Consider the following 15,134-nt stretch of genomic DNA (forward strand, 5'->3'; position numbering starts at 1 on the left):
GCGCCGTCCGGAGTCATCCGGGCGGCGCAGAGTAGTTTGTGGGGCATGTCCCTGGACCAGTCCTTCATCGGCCGCAGCTGGCCGGCCTCCGAGCCCTATCTGGTGGGCCGGGAGAAGATCCGCGAGTTCGCCCGGGCGATCGGCGCCACCGACGCGGAATACCACGACCCCGAGGCGGCTCGAGCCCTCGGCTACACCGACGTGGTGGCCCCGCCCACGTTCCCGGTGGTCTTCACGATGGCTTCGAGCCGGCAGATCATCTCCGACCCGGCGCTCGGGCTCGACTACACCCGCGTGGTGCACGGCGACCAGAGGTTCGCCTACTCCCGCCCGGTGGTCGCCGGCGACGCGCTCGTCTGTGTGAACGCGGTGGAGGACATCACCAGCCGCGGCGGCCACGAGTTCATCACCACCCGGACCGAGGTGCGCACCGAAGCCGGCGAGCCGGTCGTCACGGTCTGGTCGAAGCTGGTTCAGCGCGGCGAGGAGGCCAAATGAGCGACGTTCTGGAGCCGCAGACCTTCCGGGTCACCCGGGCCGATCTGGTGCGCTACGCGGGCGCCTCGGGCGACTTCAACCCGATCCACTGGAGCGAGCGCCAGGCGACCGGTGTGGGCCTGCCCGGCGTCATCGCGCACGGCATGTTCACCATGGCTCTGGTCGGCCGCGCGGTGACGGCGTGGGCCGGCGCTCCCGACGCTGTGGTCGAGTTCAGCGTGCGGTTCGCCCGCCCGGTTCCGGTGCCCGACACCGACGAGGGAACCGAGGTCGTGGTGAGCGGCACGGTCAAGGAGATCACCGAGGATGGACACGTCCGGTTGAGCCTGACCGCGACCTGCAACGGCGACAAGGTACTGTCCTTGGCACAGGCGCTCATCAGGAAGCGGTAGCCCGGGTTGGGATAACAGCGGGCGTACCCGTACACTGGTGCGCCGTGGGGCTCTGAGTCGTCAGCGACGCAGGTCCCGCGAAGGGGTGTAGCTCAATTGGCAGAGCAGCGGTCTCCAAAACCGCAGGCTGCAGGTTCAAGTCCTGTCACCCCTGCGCAATCCTCCTCGACGTGCCCGCCCGGTGCGCGGTTCGCACAACTTCCGCGTCTGGTCGAGCTCTGACGGGACCATCAAGACCCACCGACGACGGAAGTAGGGCGAAGTGGCCGAGAAGGACCGGCCCGGTGACGACGTCCCGGGCGACGACGAGCTCCGCGCCGACGCCGCCGCCGGTGACGATGTGCCGGACGACGCCGCCGACACTGCGACCGGCAGCGGTGGGACCGCGCTGGCCGAGCGTTCGGCCGACTCGGACAGCCCGAAGGCCAAGAAGCGTCGTGGCGGGCCTCTCGGCCGCGTCGGGAGCTTCTTCCGCGAGGTCGTCAGCGAGCTCCGCAAGGTCATCTGGCCGACGCGCAAGGAACTGCTGACCTACACGAGCGTCGTGATCGTCTTCGTGGTGGTCGTGACCGCGATCGTGTCAGGCTTGGACTACGTCTTCGGGAAGGGCATCCTCTGGGCCCTCGGCTGACCAGCCGAAGCGGCCCCGGCTGACCGGCCGGCCCCGGAGACCCGAACCGAAGAGACCTGATCTGGAGAAGTGAGCGAGCGTGCCTGAGTACGACGACGAGACCGCGCAGTTTGCTGACGAGCAGTCGTCGCTGGTCACCGACGAGTCGGTGGAGGCGGCCGACGAACCGGTCGCCGACCAGGCGCCCGAAGTGGACGAGGACTACGACCCCGTCAAGGAGCTGCGGCAGAAGCTGCGCTACGCGCCCGGCGACTGGTACGTGGTGCACTCCTACGCCGGCTACGAGAACAAGGTCAAGACCAACCTCGAGACCCGGATCACGAGCCTCGACATGGAGGACTTCATCTTCCAGGTCGAGGTCCCGACCCGCGAAGAGGTCGAGGTCAAGAACGGCAAGCGCAACCAGGTGCAGGCCAAGGTCTTCCCCGGTTACATCCTGGTCCGGATGGACCTGACCCCCGAGTCCTACTCCTGCGTGCGCAACACGCCGGGCGTGACCGGGTTCGTCGGCGCCACCGACCGGGTCGACCGCCCGGCCCCGCTCTCGCTCGACGAGGTGCTGAAGTGGCTGGCCCCGGCCGTCGCTGCCGAGGAGAAGAAGGCGAAGGTCGAAGTCAAGGTCCTCGACTTCGAGGTCGGCGACTCGGTCACCGTCACCGACGGCGCGTTCGCTTCGCTGCCGGCCTCGATCAGTGAGATCAACGCCGACCAGCAGAAGCTCAAGGTCCTGGTTTCGATCTTCGGCCGGGAGACTCCGGTCGAGCTGAACTTCAACCAGGTCACCAAGATCTGATCGCCGCACAACGGCGATTTCAGTGGGAGGGACCGCGAAGGAAGCGGTCCCGCCATCAACCACAGGAGTAAGTGAAATGGCACAGCGCAGCAAGGCCTACCGCAAGGCCGCCGAGTCGATCGACGCCAACAAGCTCTACGAGCCCTTCGAGGCCGTGAAGCTCGCCAAGGAGTCGAACCCGGTCAAGTTCGACGCGACCGTCGAGGTCGCGATGCGTCTCGGCGTCGACCCGCGTAAGGCCGACCAGATGGTCCGCGGCACCGTCAACCTGCCGCACGGCACCGGCAAGACCGCCCGCGTCATCGTGTTCGCCCAGGGCGCGAAGGCCGAGGAGGCCGTCGCGGCCGGCGCCGACGAGGTCGGCACCGACGAGCTCGTCGCCCGGATCCAGGGTGGCTGGCTGGACTTCGACGCCGCGATCGCGACGCCGGACCAGATGGCCAAGATCGGCCGTATCGCCCGGATCCTCGGCCCGCGTGGCCTCATGCCGAACCCGAAGACCGGCACCGTGACCATGGACGTCACCAAGGCCGTCAACGAGATCAAGGGCGGCAAGATCACCTTCCGGGTGGACAAGCACTCCAACCTGCACCTGATCATCGGTAAGTCGTCGTTCTCGGCCGAGCAGCTGGTCGACAACTACGCCGCGGTGCTCGAGGAGATCCTCCGGGCCAAGCCGTCCGCCGCCAAGGGCAAGTACCTCAAGAAGGTCACCGTCGCCACCACGATGGGCCCGGGCGTCCAGGTCGACCCGAACGCGCAGAAGAACCTCAACCCGAGCAGCACCGAGGCCTGATCCGCCCGTTCCACAGCACTGAGTCGAAGCCCCCGGGGGACAACCCCGGGGGCTTCGTCGTGGGAGGCTACCGGCCATGCGTTTCGAGGGGATCTGGTTCCGGTACGCCCGGAGCGCACCGTGGGCCCTGCGCGACGCCGGGGCCACGGCCGAGCCGGGTCAGACGGTCGTGGTGCTGGGCGCGAACGGCGCCGGCAAGTCCACCCTGCTCCAGCTGGCCGCCGGCGTCCTGCGCCCGGTGCGCGGCGCGATCCGGGACCGTCCGGCAGTGGTCGGCTGGGTTCCGGAGCGTTTCCCGGCCGCACAGCCGTTCACGGCCGCCGGATACCTGCGCGCGATGGCCTCGGTGCGGGGCCTGCCACCCGCTGCCGCCGACCCCTGGATCGAGCGCCTGGGTCTCGCCGCGCATGCGGGAACTCCGCTCGCCGACCTCTCCAAGGGCACCGCGCAGAAGGTGGGTCTCGCCCAGGCGCTGCTCACCCCGCCGGGTCTGCTGGTCCTGGACGAGCCGTGGGAGGGCCTGGACGCCGCCTCCCGCACCCTGATCCCGGAGATCGTCACCGAGGTGACCGAGGCCGGGGGAGTGGTCCTGGTGAGCGATCACCGTGGTGAGATCGCGAACCTGCCGGGCGCCGTGCACTGGACCGTGACGGCGGGCGAACTGCATCTCACGGGGTCGCCTGCGCCCGCCGAGTCCCCGGATGAGGACGAGATGATCGTCGAGGTGGCGGTCCGGCGCCATGAGGCGGCCGCGGCGGTGGACCGGCTGCGTGCCTCCGGTCACCGCGTCTTGGCCGTACGGGAGAAGCCCCGTGCCGACCGGGTCCAGGAGGAGAGATGACAGCCCTGACCAGGATGCGCGTGGCCGGCTTCGCCCGCAGTGGCCGCGCCCTCCCGCCACTGGTAGCCGTGCTGGTGGCCCTCTCCGTCCTCTACGGCGGCGGCGCCTCCCCGGCGGCGGCCGCCTACGGGTACTCCGCCGTGGCCCTCTTCCCGATCCTCGCCTGGATCACCAAGCTGGTCCTGGACACCGAACCGGACGTGCAGCGCAGGCTGGCCCGGCTGGCTGTCGGCCCGGCCCGGGAGGCGGCAGCGGGCCTGTCCGCCGCCGCGCTGCTCGGGGCCGGGGTGTGCCTGCTCGCAATGCTGGCGCCGTGGCCGTTCGGCGGTATCCGGGGACCCGCCGGCGCGGACGAGGCGCCACTGGCCACCGGCATCCTCCTCGGTGTCCTCGCTCACCTCCTGTCGCTGCTCGGCGCCCTGGCCCTCGGCGCGCTGGCCGCCCGTGCCGTGACCCGGCGGGTCCTTCCCGGCGTGGCGGTCCTGGTGACCGGCTCGGTGCTGGCGATCGTGCTGGGGCTGCGCGACTCGATCGTGCCGTGGCTGGTCCCGCCGGTGATGGCGACGGCGCGAGCCCTCAGCGACGGTCCCGCCCCGCCCGCCGTCACCGTGGCGAAGCTGGTCGGATGGACCCTGCTGTGGTGTGCCGTCACGCTCGCCGTCTACGGCCGGCTGCGTCGCGGACGGGCGTGACGGCGTCGATTTGGTTTCCAGGGCGGTCCCGCGTACGCTGGCTCATCGAAGTAACACCCATAGACCGCTGGTCGCCGCAGTGACCGTCACCACGACGGACGCCGCGGCCGAAGGTCCCGCACGAGCGGGCGACCTGCGCAGGGACAGGTTGTGATTTCCGGCCGCGTTCGCGTGTGCCTGACTCCGCCCCGTGCCCTGCGCCGGGGCGTTTTGCTTGTCCGGACCCTCTTTTTGCCAGTGGCTGAGCACTAGGAGAGGAGGGACATGGCGGACAAGCCTGTCCGGGCCGACAAGGCATCGGCCGTCGCCGAGCTCACGGATTTCTTCCGTGACTCGACGGCCACCGTGTTGACCGAATACCGCGGCCTCACCGTGAAGGAGCTCACCGAGCTCCGTCGCACGCTGGGCACCGAGGCCAAGTACGCGGTCGCGAAGAACACTCTCGCGAAGCGTGCGGCCACCGACGCGGGTATCGAGGGCCTCGACGCTCTGTTCACCGGTCCTACCGCGCTCGCCTTCGTCAAGGGCGATGTGGTCGAGGCGGCCAAGGGCCTTCGTGCCTTCGCCAAGGCCCACCCCGTTCTCGTCATCAAGGGCGGTGTCTTCGAGGGCAAGGCTCTCTCGGCGGACGAGGTCAACAAGCTCGCTGACCTCGAGTCCCGTGAGGTTCTGCTGGCCAAGCTGGCCGGTGCCCTCAAGGCCGGCCTCAGCAAGGCCGCTGCCACGTTCCAGGCCCCGCTCTCGCAGGCGGTGCGGACCGTGGACGCCCTTCGGGCTGAGCGTGAGAAGGACGGTTCGGCCGAGGCCTGACGGCTTCGCTCGGACCTGTAAACGTCAAGCAAGAACTTAGGAAAGGTTGCCAGACATGGCGAAGCTCAGCAACGACGAGCTGCTCGACGCGTTCAAGGAAATGACCCTCATCGAGCTCTCCGAGTTCGTGAAGCAGTTCGAGGACGTCTTCGACGTCAAGGCCGCCGCCCCGGTTGCGGTCGCCGGCGTTGCCGCCCCGGGCGCTGCTGCCGAGGCTGCTGTCGAGCAGGACTCCTTCGACGTCGTCCTCGAGGGCGACGGCGGCAAGAAGATCCAGGTCATCAAGGTCGTGCGTGAGCTGACCGGCCTGGGCCTCAAGGAGGCCAAGGACGCCGTCGAGTCCGCCCCCAAGGCGATCCTCGAGGGTGTCAACAAGGAGAAGGCCGAGGCCGCCAAGGCCAAGCTCGAGGGCGAAGGCGCCAAGGTCACCCTCAAGTGATCTAACGCTCCTCAGCGTTGTTCGTCGATGGCGGAGATCCGTTCCGGGTCTCCGCCATCGGTGTATCTCCAGCGGTTTGGGCAGCTCACGCGAGTGGGCGACAAATCTTGTCAAAGCTCGTTTTTCATGCGTTAAGGTCCCAATGGTGCGCCTGGCGGATTACCGCGGCGGTCCGACCCGCGGCACAGCCCTTGACTGTGTGTCCCCTGACAGGCACGCTGACATCAGCAAGTTTCCGCGCTTGCGACAGTCGCGCTGTGGGTAACCGGTGTTGTCCGGATGCTCGCAGACCGGCACCCGAGGGAGAGTTGCCGCGTTTCTGAGCGGCCCCACCGCAGGTGGGGACACGTTCCGTGGGCCACCTCAGGTGTGGGCTGGACAGCGGTTAGCCGAGCGGCTACACTGCTAGTTTGCGCTGCCTTCTGTCTTGATGCCTGTCGGGATATCCATGTGGATAATTTCCCGGGGGCTCATTGGAGTGCACGCAGACCAGTTGCACCAGCAACTCAGCCGCAGCAGATTTTCAGCCGCACCGCAGCACCGGTCCTCGGAAGGACGCATCTTGGCAGCTTCCCGCCCTGCGAAGACCAGCCGTACGTCGAGCGCTTACGCACCCCGCCGGGTCTCTTTCGGCCGGATCACCGAGCAGCTAGAGGTCCCCAACCTCCTCGCCCTCCAGACGGACTCCTTCGACTGGCTGGTCGGCAACGAGGCTTGGCAGGCCCGGACGACGGACGACCCGCACGCCCACTCGGGCCTCGCAGAGATCCTCGAAGAGATCAGTCCCATTGAGGACTTCTCCGGCACCATGTCGCTGTCCTTCTCGGCTCCGCGATTCGACGAGGTCAAGGCCTCGATCGAGGAGTGCAAGGAGAAGGACCTGACCTACTGTGCCCCGCTGTTCGTGACCGCGGAGTTCACCAACAACACCACTGGCGAGATCAAGAGCCAGACCGTGTTCATGGGTGACTTCCCGATGATGACCCCCAAGGGGACGTTCGTCATCAACGGCACCGAGCGGGTCGTGGTGAGTCAGCTCGTCCGTTCGCCGGGCGTGTACTTCACCAAGGAGCCGGACAAGACCTCCGACCGCGACCTCACCAGCGTCAAGGTCATCCCGAGCCGGGGTGCCTGGCTGGAGTTCGACATCGACAAGCGCGACACCGTCGGTGTCCGCATCGACCGCAAGCGCCGGCAGGCCGTCACCGTCCTGCTGAAGGCGATCGGATGGTCCGCCGACCAGATCCGTGAGCGGTTCGGCTGGTCCGAGCTGCTCATGACGACGCTGGAGAAGGACCACATCGCCGGGCAGGACGAGGCCCTGCTAGACATCTACCGCAAGCTGCGTCCGGGCGAGCCCCCCACCCGGGAGAACGCGCAGACCCTGCTCGACAACCTCTTCTTCAACCCGAAGAGGTACGACGTTGCCAAGGTCGGCCGGTACAAGTTCAACAAGAAGCTCGAGATCGACGTCCCGATCGTCCGGGGCACGCTTTCCGAGGAAGACATCGTCAAGACCGTGGACTACCTCTGCCGGCTGCACGCCGGTGAGGAAGGCTACGAGGCGGACGACATCGACCACTTCGGCAACCGCCGTCTGCGGACGGTCGGCGAGCTCATCCAGAACCAGGTCCGCGTCGGCCTGTCCCGGATGGAGCGCGTCGTCCGTGAGCGCATGACGACCCAGGACGTCGAGGCGATCACGCCGCAGACTCTGATCAACATCCGTCCCGTCGTGGCGGCGATCAAGGAGTTCTTCGGCACGTCGCAGCTGTCGCAGTTCATGGACCAGACCAACCCGCTCGCGGGTCTGACCCACCGTCGCCGTCTGTCGGCGCTCGGCCCGGGTGGTCTGTCCCGTGAGCGGGCCGGCTTCGAGGTCCGTGACGTGCACCCGTCCCACTACGGCCGGATGTGCCCGATCGAGACCCCGGAAGGCCCGAACATCGGCCTGATCGGCGCTCTCTCGACGTTCGCGCGGGTCAACCCGTTCGGCTTCATCGAGACGCCGTACCGGAAGGTCGAGAACGGCATCGTCACCGACGAGGTGCACTACCTCACGGCCGACGAGGAAGACCGGTTCATCAAGGCCCAGGCGAACGCCGTGCTGTCCAGTGACAACACGTTCGCCGAGGACCGCGTCCTGGTCCGCCGTAAGGGCGGTGAGGTCGACTACGTGCCCGGCACCGAGGTCGACTACATGGACGTGTCGCCGCGGCAGATGACCTCGGTCGCGACCGCGATGATCCCCTTCCTCGAGCACGACGACGCCAACCGTGCCCTCATGGGCGCGAACATGCAGCGTCAGGCCGTGCCGCTGGTCAAGGCGGAGTCGCCGCTGGTCGGCACCGGCATGGAGTACCGCGCCGCGGTCGACGCCGGTGACGTGGTCGTCGCCGAGGTCGGCGGCGTGGTCGAGGACCTGTGCGCCGACTACGTGACGGTGCACCAGGACGACGGCCACCGCCGGACCTACCTGCTGCACAAGTTCCGCCGCTCGAACGCCGGCTCCTGCGTCAACCAGAAGCCGGTCGTCTTCGAGGGTGACCGGGTCGAGGCCGGCCAGGTCATCGCCGACGGTCCCTGCACCGACGAGGGCGAGATGGCCCTCGGACGCAACCTGCTGGTCGCGTTCATGTGCTGGGAAGGCCACAACTACGAGGACGCGATCATCCTGTCGCAGCGCCTCGTGCAGCAGGACGTGCTCACCTCGATCCACATCGAGGAGCACGAGGTCGACGCCCGTGACACCAAGCTGGGTCCGGAGGAGATCACTCGCGACATCCCCAACGTCAGCGAGGAGATGCTCGCCGACCTGGACGAGCGCGGCATCATCCGGATCGGCGCCGAGGTCGTCCCCGGCGACATCCTGGTCGGCAAGGTCACGCCGAAGGGCGAGACCGAGCTGACCCCCGAGGAGCGGCTGCTCCGCGCGATCTTCGGTGAGAAGGCCCGGGAGGTCCGGGACACCTCGCTGAAGGTGCCGCACGGTGAGACCGGCACGGTCATCGGCGTCCGCACGTTCTCTCGCGAGGACGGCGACGAGCTGCCCCCGGGTGTGAACGAGCTGGTCCGGGTCTACGTCGCCCAGAAGCGCAAGATCCAGGACGGTGACAAGCTCGCCGGTCGTCACGGCAACAAGGGCGTCATCTCCAAGATCCTGCCGGTCGAGGACATGCCGTTCCTCGAGGACGGCACCCCGGTCGACATCGTGCTCAACCCGCTGGGTGTGCCCTCGCGTATGAACATCGGCCAGGTCCTGGAGACCCACCTCGGGTGGATCGCCAAGACCGGCTGGCAGATCGAGGGCGAGGACGAGGACTGGAAGCGTCAGCTCCGCGCCATCGAGGCCCACGAGTCCCCTGCTGACAGCAACGTCGCGACCCCGGTCTTCGACGGCGCCCAGGAGGAGGAGATCAAGGGTCTGCTCGAGTCGACGCTGGTGAACCGGGACGGCAAGCGCCTGGTGAACGGTGACGGCAAGGCGCAGCTGTTCGACGGCCGCTCGGGTGAGCCGCTGCCGGACCCGATCTCGGTCGGCTACGTCTACATCCTCAAGCTCAACCACCTGGTCGACGACAAGATCCACGCACGGTCGACCGGTCCGTACTCGATGATCACGCAGCAGCCGCTCGGTGGTAAGGCGCAGTTCGGTGGCCAGCGGTTCGGCGAGATGGAGTGCTGGGCGATGCAGGCCTACGGTGCGGCTTACGCGCTGCAGGAGCTGCTGACCATCAAGTCCGACGACGTCCTGGGCCGAGTGAAGGTCTACGAGGCCATCGTCAAGGGCGAGAACATCCCGGAGCCGGGAATCCCGGAGTCGTTCAAGGTGCTTCTCAAGGAGCTCCAGTCGCTGTGCCTGAACGTTGAGGTGCTGTCCAGCGACGGTGTGGCCCTCGAGATGCGCGAGACCGACGACGAGGTCTTCCGGGCCGCGGAAGAACTCGGCATCGACCTGTCCCGGCGCCCGAACGAGGGCGTCAGCAGCGTCGAAGAGATCTGACGGTCGAAGGTCCCCGGAGTGAGAGCTCCGGGGACCCTCCCGCCGGCCTGGAATTCACCCGAGCAACGAAACACGAGGGATAGTCCAAGTGCTCGACGTCAACTTCTTCGACGAGTTGCGCATCGGCCTTGCTACCGCTGACGACATCCGGCAGTGGTCGCACGGCGAGGTCAAGAAGCCCGAGACGATCAACTACCGCACCCTCAAGCCCGAGAAGGACGGACTCTTCTGCGAGAAGATCTTCGGTCCGCAGCGGGACTGGGAGTGCTACTGCGGCAAGTACAAGCGGGTCCGGTTCAAGGGCATCATCTGTGAGCGCTGCGGCGTCGAGGTGACTCGGTCCAAGGTCCGCCGTGAGCGCATGGGTCACATCGAGCTGGCCGCGTCGGTGACCCACATCTGGTACTTCAAGGGCGTTCCGAGCCGGCTGGGCTACCTGCTGGACCTCGCCCCCAAGGACCTCGAGAAGATCATTTACTTCGCTTCGTACGTCGTGACGAGCGTTGACGCCGAGGCGCGTCACCGCGACATGTCCACGATCGAGAACGAGATCTTCGCCGAGAAGCGCCAGTCCGAGAACGGCCGCGACTCCGAGATCGAGAAGCGGGCCGCCAAGCTGGAGCAGGACCTCGCCGAGCTCGAGGCCGAGGGCGCCAAGGCCGACGTGCGCCGCAAGGTCAAGGAAGCCGGCGAGCGCGAGATGCGCCAGATCCGCGACAAGGCGCAGCGCGAGATCGACCGGCTCGACGAGGTGCTGGACACCTTCCGCAAGCTCGACTCCAAGCAGCTGGTCACCGACGAGCTGCTCTACCGCGAGCTCCGGGACCGCTTCGGTGAGTACTTCACCGGCGGCATGGGCGCGGAGGCCATCAAGGCCCTGCTCGAGAACATGGACCTGGACGCCGAGGCGGAGAACCTCCGGGAGATCATCCGCACCGGTAAGGGCCAGCGGAAGATCCGGGCGCTCAAGCGGCTCAAGGTCGTGGCGGCGTTCCTGAACACCCGCAACTCGCCGCTCGGCATGGTGCTGGACTGCGTCCCGGTCATCCCGCCGGACCTGCGCCCGATGGTGCAGCTCGACGGTGGCCGCTTCGCCACGTCCGACCTGAACGACCTGTACCGCCGCGTCATCAACCGCAACAACCGCCTCAAGCGACTGATCGACCTCGGCGCGCCCGAGATCATCGTCAACAACGAGAAGCGGATGCTGCAGGAGGCCGTCGACGCGCTGTTCGACAACGGCCGCCGTGGCCGGCCGGTCACCGGTCCGGGTAACCGCCCGCTCAAGTCGCTCTCCGACATGCTCAAGGGCAAGCAGGGCCGGTTCCGTCAGAACCTGCTCGGCAAGCGCGTGGACTACTCCGGCCGTTCCGTCATCGTCGTCGGCCCCCGGCTCAAGCTGCACCAGTGCGGCCTGCCGAAGCAGATGGCGCTGGAGCTGTTCAAGCCGTTCGTGATGAAGCGCCTGGTCGACCTGAACCACGCGCAGAACATCAAGTCGGCCAAGCGGATGGTCGAGCGTCAGCGCCCGGTCGTGTGGGACGTGCTGGAGGAGGTCATCAGCGAGCACCCCGTGCTGCTGAACCGTGCTCCGACCCTGCACCGCCTCGGCATCCAGGCCTTCGAGCCGCAGCTGGTCGAGGGCAAGGCCATCCAGATCCACCCGCTCGTGTGTACGGCGTTCAACGCCGACTTCGACGGTGACCAGATGGCGGTCCACGTGCCGCTGTCCGCCGAGGCCCAGGCCGAGGCGCGGATCCTGATGCTGTCGTCGAACAACATCCTCAAGCCGGCCGACGGCAAGCCGGTCACCATGCCCACCCAGGACATGGTCATCGGTCTGTACCACCTGACCCACCTCACGGCGGGCGCCAAGGGCGAGGGCCGGGTGTTCAGCTCGGACGCCGAGGCCCGGATGGCGTACGACAACGGCGAGCTGCACCTGCAGGCGCCGATCAAGCTGCGTCTCCGCGACGTCATCGGTGTCGACAACGGCGCCAAGGGCGAGAAGTGGGAGGCTCCGGAGGACTGGACCGAGGGCGAACCCGTCCTGGTCGAGACCACCCTGGGCCGCGTGATCTTCAACGAGACGCTGCCGGTCGGGTACCGGTACGTCAACTACGAGATCCGCAAGGGTCAGCTGTCGGCGATCGTCAACGACCTCGCCGAGCGCTTCCCGAAGGTCGTCCTCGCGGCGACCCTGGACGCGCTCAAGGAGGCCGGCTTCCACTGGGCCACCTGGTCCGGTGTGACGATCGGCATGGGCGACGTCATCGGTCCTCCGCGCAAGCCGGAGATCCTGGCCCGCTACCAGGTCGAGGCCGACCGCATCGACAAGCAGTACCAGCGTGGTCTGATGACCGCCGAGGAGCGTCGCGGCGAGCTCATCGAGATCTGGACCAAGGCGACCAACGAGATCTCCAAGGAGATGGAGACCGCGCTGCCGCAGGAGAACCCGCTCTGGGTGATGATCAACTCCGGCGCTCGCGGTAACCTGCTCCAGCTCCGGCAGATCGCCGCGATCCGTGGTCTGGTGGCCAACCCCAAGGGTGAGATCATCCCGCGGCCGATCACCTCGTCGTACCGCGAGGGTCTGACCGTCCTGGAGTACTTCATCTCCACCCACGGTGCTCGCAAGGGTCTTGCCGACACCGCGCTGCGTACCGCCGACTCGGGTTACCTGACCCGTCGTCTGGTGGACGTGTCGCAGGACGTCATCATCCGCGAGGAGGACTGCGGCACCGAGCGCGCGATCCCGATGCAGGTGAGCGAGCGGGAGCCGGACGGCACCCTGGTCGTGCACACGCACGCGGAGACCGGTGTCCACGCCCGCACGCTGGCCGACGACATCGACGACGCCAACGGCAACCGTGTGGTGTCGCGCGGCGACGACCTCAACTCGATCATGGTGGACGCGCTCGTCGCGGCCGGCGTCGAGACGGTCCGGGTGCGCAGCGTCCTGACCTGTGAGTCGAAGCTCGGCGTCTGCGCGGCCTGCTACGGCCGTTCGCTGCCGACCGGCAAGGCGGTCGACATCGGCGAGGCCGTCGGCATCATCGCGGCTCAGTCCATCGGTGAGCCCGGCACGCAGCTGACGATGCGTACCTTCCACACCGGTGGTGTCGCGGGTGAGGACATCACCCAGGGTCTGCCGCGTGTCCAGGAGATCTTCGAGGCTCGCGTCCCCAAGGGCAAGGCGCCCATCGCCGACACCCCGGGTCGCGTCCGCATCGAGGACGGCGAGCGCTCGCGCAAGATCATCGTGGTGCCGGACGACGGCAGCGAGGAGATCGTGTACGACAAGATCTCCAAGCGCGTCAAGCTGCGCATCCCGGACGGCGGCCACGTCGGCGTCGGCGAGAAGCTCACCGAGGGCACCATCGACCCGCACGAGCTGCTGCGCATCATGGGCCCGCGCGCGGTCCAGGTCCACCTGACCAGTGAGGTCCAGGAGGTCTACCGCTCGCAGGGTGTGCTCATCCACGACAAGCACATCGAGATCATCATCCGCCAGATGCTCAAGCGGGTGACGGTCATCGACTCGGGCGCCGCGGAGTTCCTCCCCGGCATCCTGGTCGACCGTGCGCTGTTCGAGTCGGAGAACCGCCGGATCGTCGGCGAGGGTGGCGAGCCCGCCGCCGGCCGTCCGGTGCTGATGGGTATCACCAAGGCCTCGCTGGCCACCGACTCGTGGCTCTCCGCGGCCTCCTTCCAGGAGACCACCCGGGTGCTCACCGACGCTGCGATCAACTCGCGCAGCGACTCGCTGGTGGGCCTCAAGGAGAACGTCATCATCGGTAAGCTCATCCCGGCCGGTACCGGTATCAGCAAGTACCGGAACATCCGGGTCGAGCCGACCGAGGAGGCCAAGGCCAAGGTGTACTCGATGACCGGGTACCCCGAGACCGACTACGGCTTCGGGCCGGCCAGTGGCCAGGCTGTGCCGCTGGACGACTTCGACTTCGGGTCGTACCGCTAAGGGTTTCTCTCGATGGGGCGGTCGCGCTTGGCGCGGCCGCCCCATCGGCCTTTCTGCGCCTTCCCGCAGCGGAAAACTGAAGGGCGGCACACCATCTCAGAAAGGAGACCGCTTTCTAAGATGGTGTGGTGACCACCCTTCCCACGGTGCCCACCCGCCATCCGATGGATCCGGAGCCGGTGCCCTCCACGAAGTCGCGTGCGGTCTTCGCGCTGGGGCTGATCGGCCTGCTGACCGGAGTGTTCGTCGGTGGCGTCATCCCGGCCACCCTGGCGCTGCTCCTGGCCCGTCAGGCGCACCGTGAGGCGTACGCCGCGGGTGGCTACCTGACCGGCACCCTGTGGATCAGGCGCGGCCGCAGGCTCGCCTGGGGCGGTCTCGTGCTGGCGCTCGGCACCCTGGTGGTGGCCGCCATCGCCGGCCTGCTCCACCTCGCCGCGGTGCCCGGGGGACAGGACTTCGCGCCGGGAACGGATTGACGTGGGATGCGGCTCGGCTCGTACGGGTGACATGCTCTTGTCATGACCCAGCCGCCGCAGTCCTTCTACGGCCCGCCCCCGCAGCCCTACTACGGCCCGCCTCCGGTCGCGCCGCCCTCGGCGGGATGGGAACTGGAACGGGTCGACGCTCTGGGCGGCACCGGTTTCGGCCTCGCGCAGATGCGTGTCGTGCCTATCACGTCCGGGCTGGCGATCGGCTCGCTCGTCGCCGGCATCGGCTCGATCCTGGTCTCGGTGCTGGCACTCTGCTTCAACGCGGTCGGGGCGAGCGACGGCTGGGGCGTCTGGGTCGGCGGCGCCTTCACGCTGCTGAGCGTTCTCGCAGGTGGGGGAGCGCTGGCCGCCGGCTTGACCGCCCAGCGGCAGATCCGGCGCTCCGGGCAGACCGGGCGGGTGCGGTTCACCGGCCGCGGGGTCGCCATCGCCGGGATCTGCTGTGGCGCGGCCGGCGCGGGAATAGGACTGGTCGGTCTGTTGCTGGGACTGGTGTTGCAGATGTCCTGAGAGGCCACCCTCCGGCCACGCGAAAGCCTTCGCCCGAGGCGGTGCGGCCCCGGATCCGGCACCGCGGCGATGCCGCGTCAGGCCACCCGGTACACTGGTATACGGAGATGTCCATCGTGGGAACCTGGTCTGATTTTGACCTGAGTGCCTAGGGTGGGTAATCTTCTCCTTCGTGCCCGGGCTCGCCCGGGCAACTCGTGCGTGCACCCGAATCGGAACGTACGACGGGTATTGCGGCACGACGAGCGGACATCCG

The 15,134-nt window shown here is 67.8% G+C and carries 13 protein-coding genes and 1 tRNA gene; all 14 read left to right on the top strand.

The window, feature by feature from the left end:
• The first annotated feature begins 45 nt into the window (after positions 1-45).
• The 14 genes from EP757_RS13355 (at position 46) to EP757_RS13420 (ending at position 14,878) form a co-directional block, all read left to right on the top strand.
• Positions 46-498, top strand: coding sequence for a MaoC family dehydratase N-terminal domain-containing protein (locus EP757_RS13355; RefSeq protein WP_127545726.1), 453 nt, complete (start codon positions 46-48; stop codon positions 496-498).
• Entirely contained in the window at positions 495-890 is a 396-nt protein-coding gene (locus EP757_RS13360) for a MaoC family dehydratase (RefSeq protein ID WP_127545729.1), read from the top strand. Before EP757_RS13355 ends, EP757_RS13360 begins: the two co-directional genes overlap by 4 nt.
• A gap of 81 nt (positions 891-971) precedes the next feature.
• Positions 972-1,044: transfer RNA gene (locus EP757_RS13365), tRNA-Trp, on the top strand.
• A 108-nt stretch (positions 1,045-1,152) separates the two neighbouring features.
• Positions 1,153-1,521, top strand: coding sequence for a preprotein translocase subunit SecE (gene secE, locus EP757_RS13370; protein ID WP_127545732.1), 369 nt, complete (start codon positions 1,153-1,155; stop codon positions 1,519-1,521).
• Between the two features lie 79 nt (positions 1,522-1,600).
• Entirely contained in the window at positions 1,601-2,314 is a 714-nt protein-coding gene (gene nusG / locus EP757_RS13375) for a transcription termination/antitermination protein NusG (RefSeq protein ID WP_127545735.1), read from the top strand.
• A 76-nt stretch (positions 2,315-2,390) separates the two neighbouring features.
• Positions 2,391-3,110, top strand: coding sequence for a 50S ribosomal protein L1 (gene rplA, locus EP757_RS13380; protein WP_127545738.1), 720 nt, complete (start codon positions 2,391-2,393; stop codon positions 3,108-3,110).
• Between the two features lie 76 nt (positions 3,111-3,186).
• A complete protein-coding gene (locus EP757_RS13385) occupies positions 3,187-3,951 on the top strand; it encodes an ATP-binding cassette domain-containing protein (protein WP_127545741.1) in 765 nt (254 codons plus the stop codon).
• Entirely contained in the window at positions 3,948-4,643 is a 696-nt protein-coding gene (locus EP757_RS13390; RefSeq protein WP_127545744.1) for a hypothetical protein, read from the top strand. Before EP757_RS13385 ends, EP757_RS13390 begins: the two co-directional genes overlap by 4 nt.
• A gap of 264 nt (positions 4,644-4,907) precedes the next feature.
• On the top strand, positions 4,908-5,453 hold the full coding sequence (rplJ, locus tag EP757_RS13395; protein ID WP_127545748.1) for a 50S ribosomal protein L10: 546 nt from the start codon (positions 4,908-4,910) through the stop codon (positions 5,451-5,453).
• A 55-nt stretch (positions 5,454-5,508) separates the two neighbouring features.
• A complete protein-coding gene (gene rplL / locus EP757_RS13400; RefSeq protein WP_127545751.1) occupies positions 5,509-5,892 on the top strand; it encodes a 50S ribosomal protein L7/L12 in 384 nt (127 codons plus the stop codon).
• Positions 5,893-6,454: 562 nt separating this feature from the next.
• The gene (locus tag EP757_RS13405) at positions 6,455-9,895 is read left to right on the top strand and encodes a DNA-directed RNA polymerase subunit beta (RefSeq protein WP_127545754.1); all 3,441 of its coding nucleotides are present in this window, start codon (positions 6,455-6,457) and stop codon (positions 9,893-9,895) included.
• Positions 9,896-9,983: 88 nt separating this feature from the next.
• The gene (locus tag EP757_RS13410; RefSeq protein WP_127545757.1) at positions 9,984-13,874 is read left to right on the top strand and encodes a DNA-directed RNA polymerase subunit beta'; all 3,891 of its coding nucleotides are present in this window, start codon (positions 9,984-9,986) and stop codon (positions 13,872-13,874) included.
• 164 nt (positions 13,875-14,038) lie between these two features.
• Positions 14,039-14,353: a hypothetical protein gene (locus EP757_RS13415; protein ID WP_127554224.1), complete on the top strand. Its 315-nt coding sequence runs from the start codon at positions 14,039-14,041 to the stop codon at positions 14,351-14,353.
• Between the two features lie 42 nt (positions 14,354-14,395).
• Positions 14,396-14,878, top strand: coding sequence for a hypothetical protein (locus EP757_RS13420; protein ID WP_174262386.1), 483 nt, complete (start codon positions 14,396-14,398; stop codon positions 14,876-14,878).
• The last annotated feature ends 256 nt before the right edge of the window (positions 14,879-15,134 follow it).

This window comes from Actinoplanes sp. OR16, from assembly GCF_004001265.1.
Taxonomy (GTDB): Bacteria; Actinomycetota; Actinomycetes; order Mycobacteriales; family Micromonosporaceae; genus Actinoplanes.

What these genes read in the sequence shown, in the direction of transcription:
- EP757_RS13355 (WP_127545726.1), top strand. Translation starts at nt 46, where the DNA reads ATGTCCCTGGACCAGTCCTTCATCGGCCGCAGCTGGCCGGCCTCCGAG.
- EP757_RS13360 (WP_127545729.1), top strand. Translation starts at nt 495, where the DNA reads ATGAGCGACGTTCTGGAGCCGCAGACCTTCCGGGTCACCCGGGCCGAT.
- rplA (WP_127545738.1), top strand. Translation starts at nt 2,391, where the DNA reads ATGGCACAGCGCAGCAAGGCCTACCGCAAGGCCGCCGAGTCGATCGAC.
- EP757_RS13385 (WP_127545741.1), top strand. Translation starts at nt 3,187, where the DNA reads ATGCGTTTCGAGGGGATCTGGTTCCGGTACGCCCGGAGCGCACCGTGG.
- EP757_RS13390 (WP_127545744.1), top strand. Translation starts at nt 3,948, where the DNA reads ATGACAGCCCTGACCAGGATGCGCGTGGCCGGCTTCGCCCGCAGTGGC.
- rplJ (WP_127545748.1), top strand. Translation starts at nt 4,908, where the DNA reads ATGGCGGACAAGCCTGTCCGGGCCGACAAGGCATCGGCCGTCGCCGAG.
- rplL (WP_127545751.1), top strand. Translation starts at nt 5,509, where the DNA reads ATGGCGAAGCTCAGCAACGACGAGCTGCTCGACGCGTTCAAGGAAATG.
- EP757_RS13415 (WP_127554224.1), top strand. Translation starts at nt 14,039, where the DNA reads ATGGATCCGGAGCCGGTGCCCTCCACGAAGTCGCGTGCGGTCTTCGCG.
- EP757_RS13420 (WP_174262386.1), top strand. Translation starts at nt 14,396, where the DNA reads ATGACCCAGCCGCCGCAGTCCTTCTACGGCCCGCCCCCGCAGCCCTAC.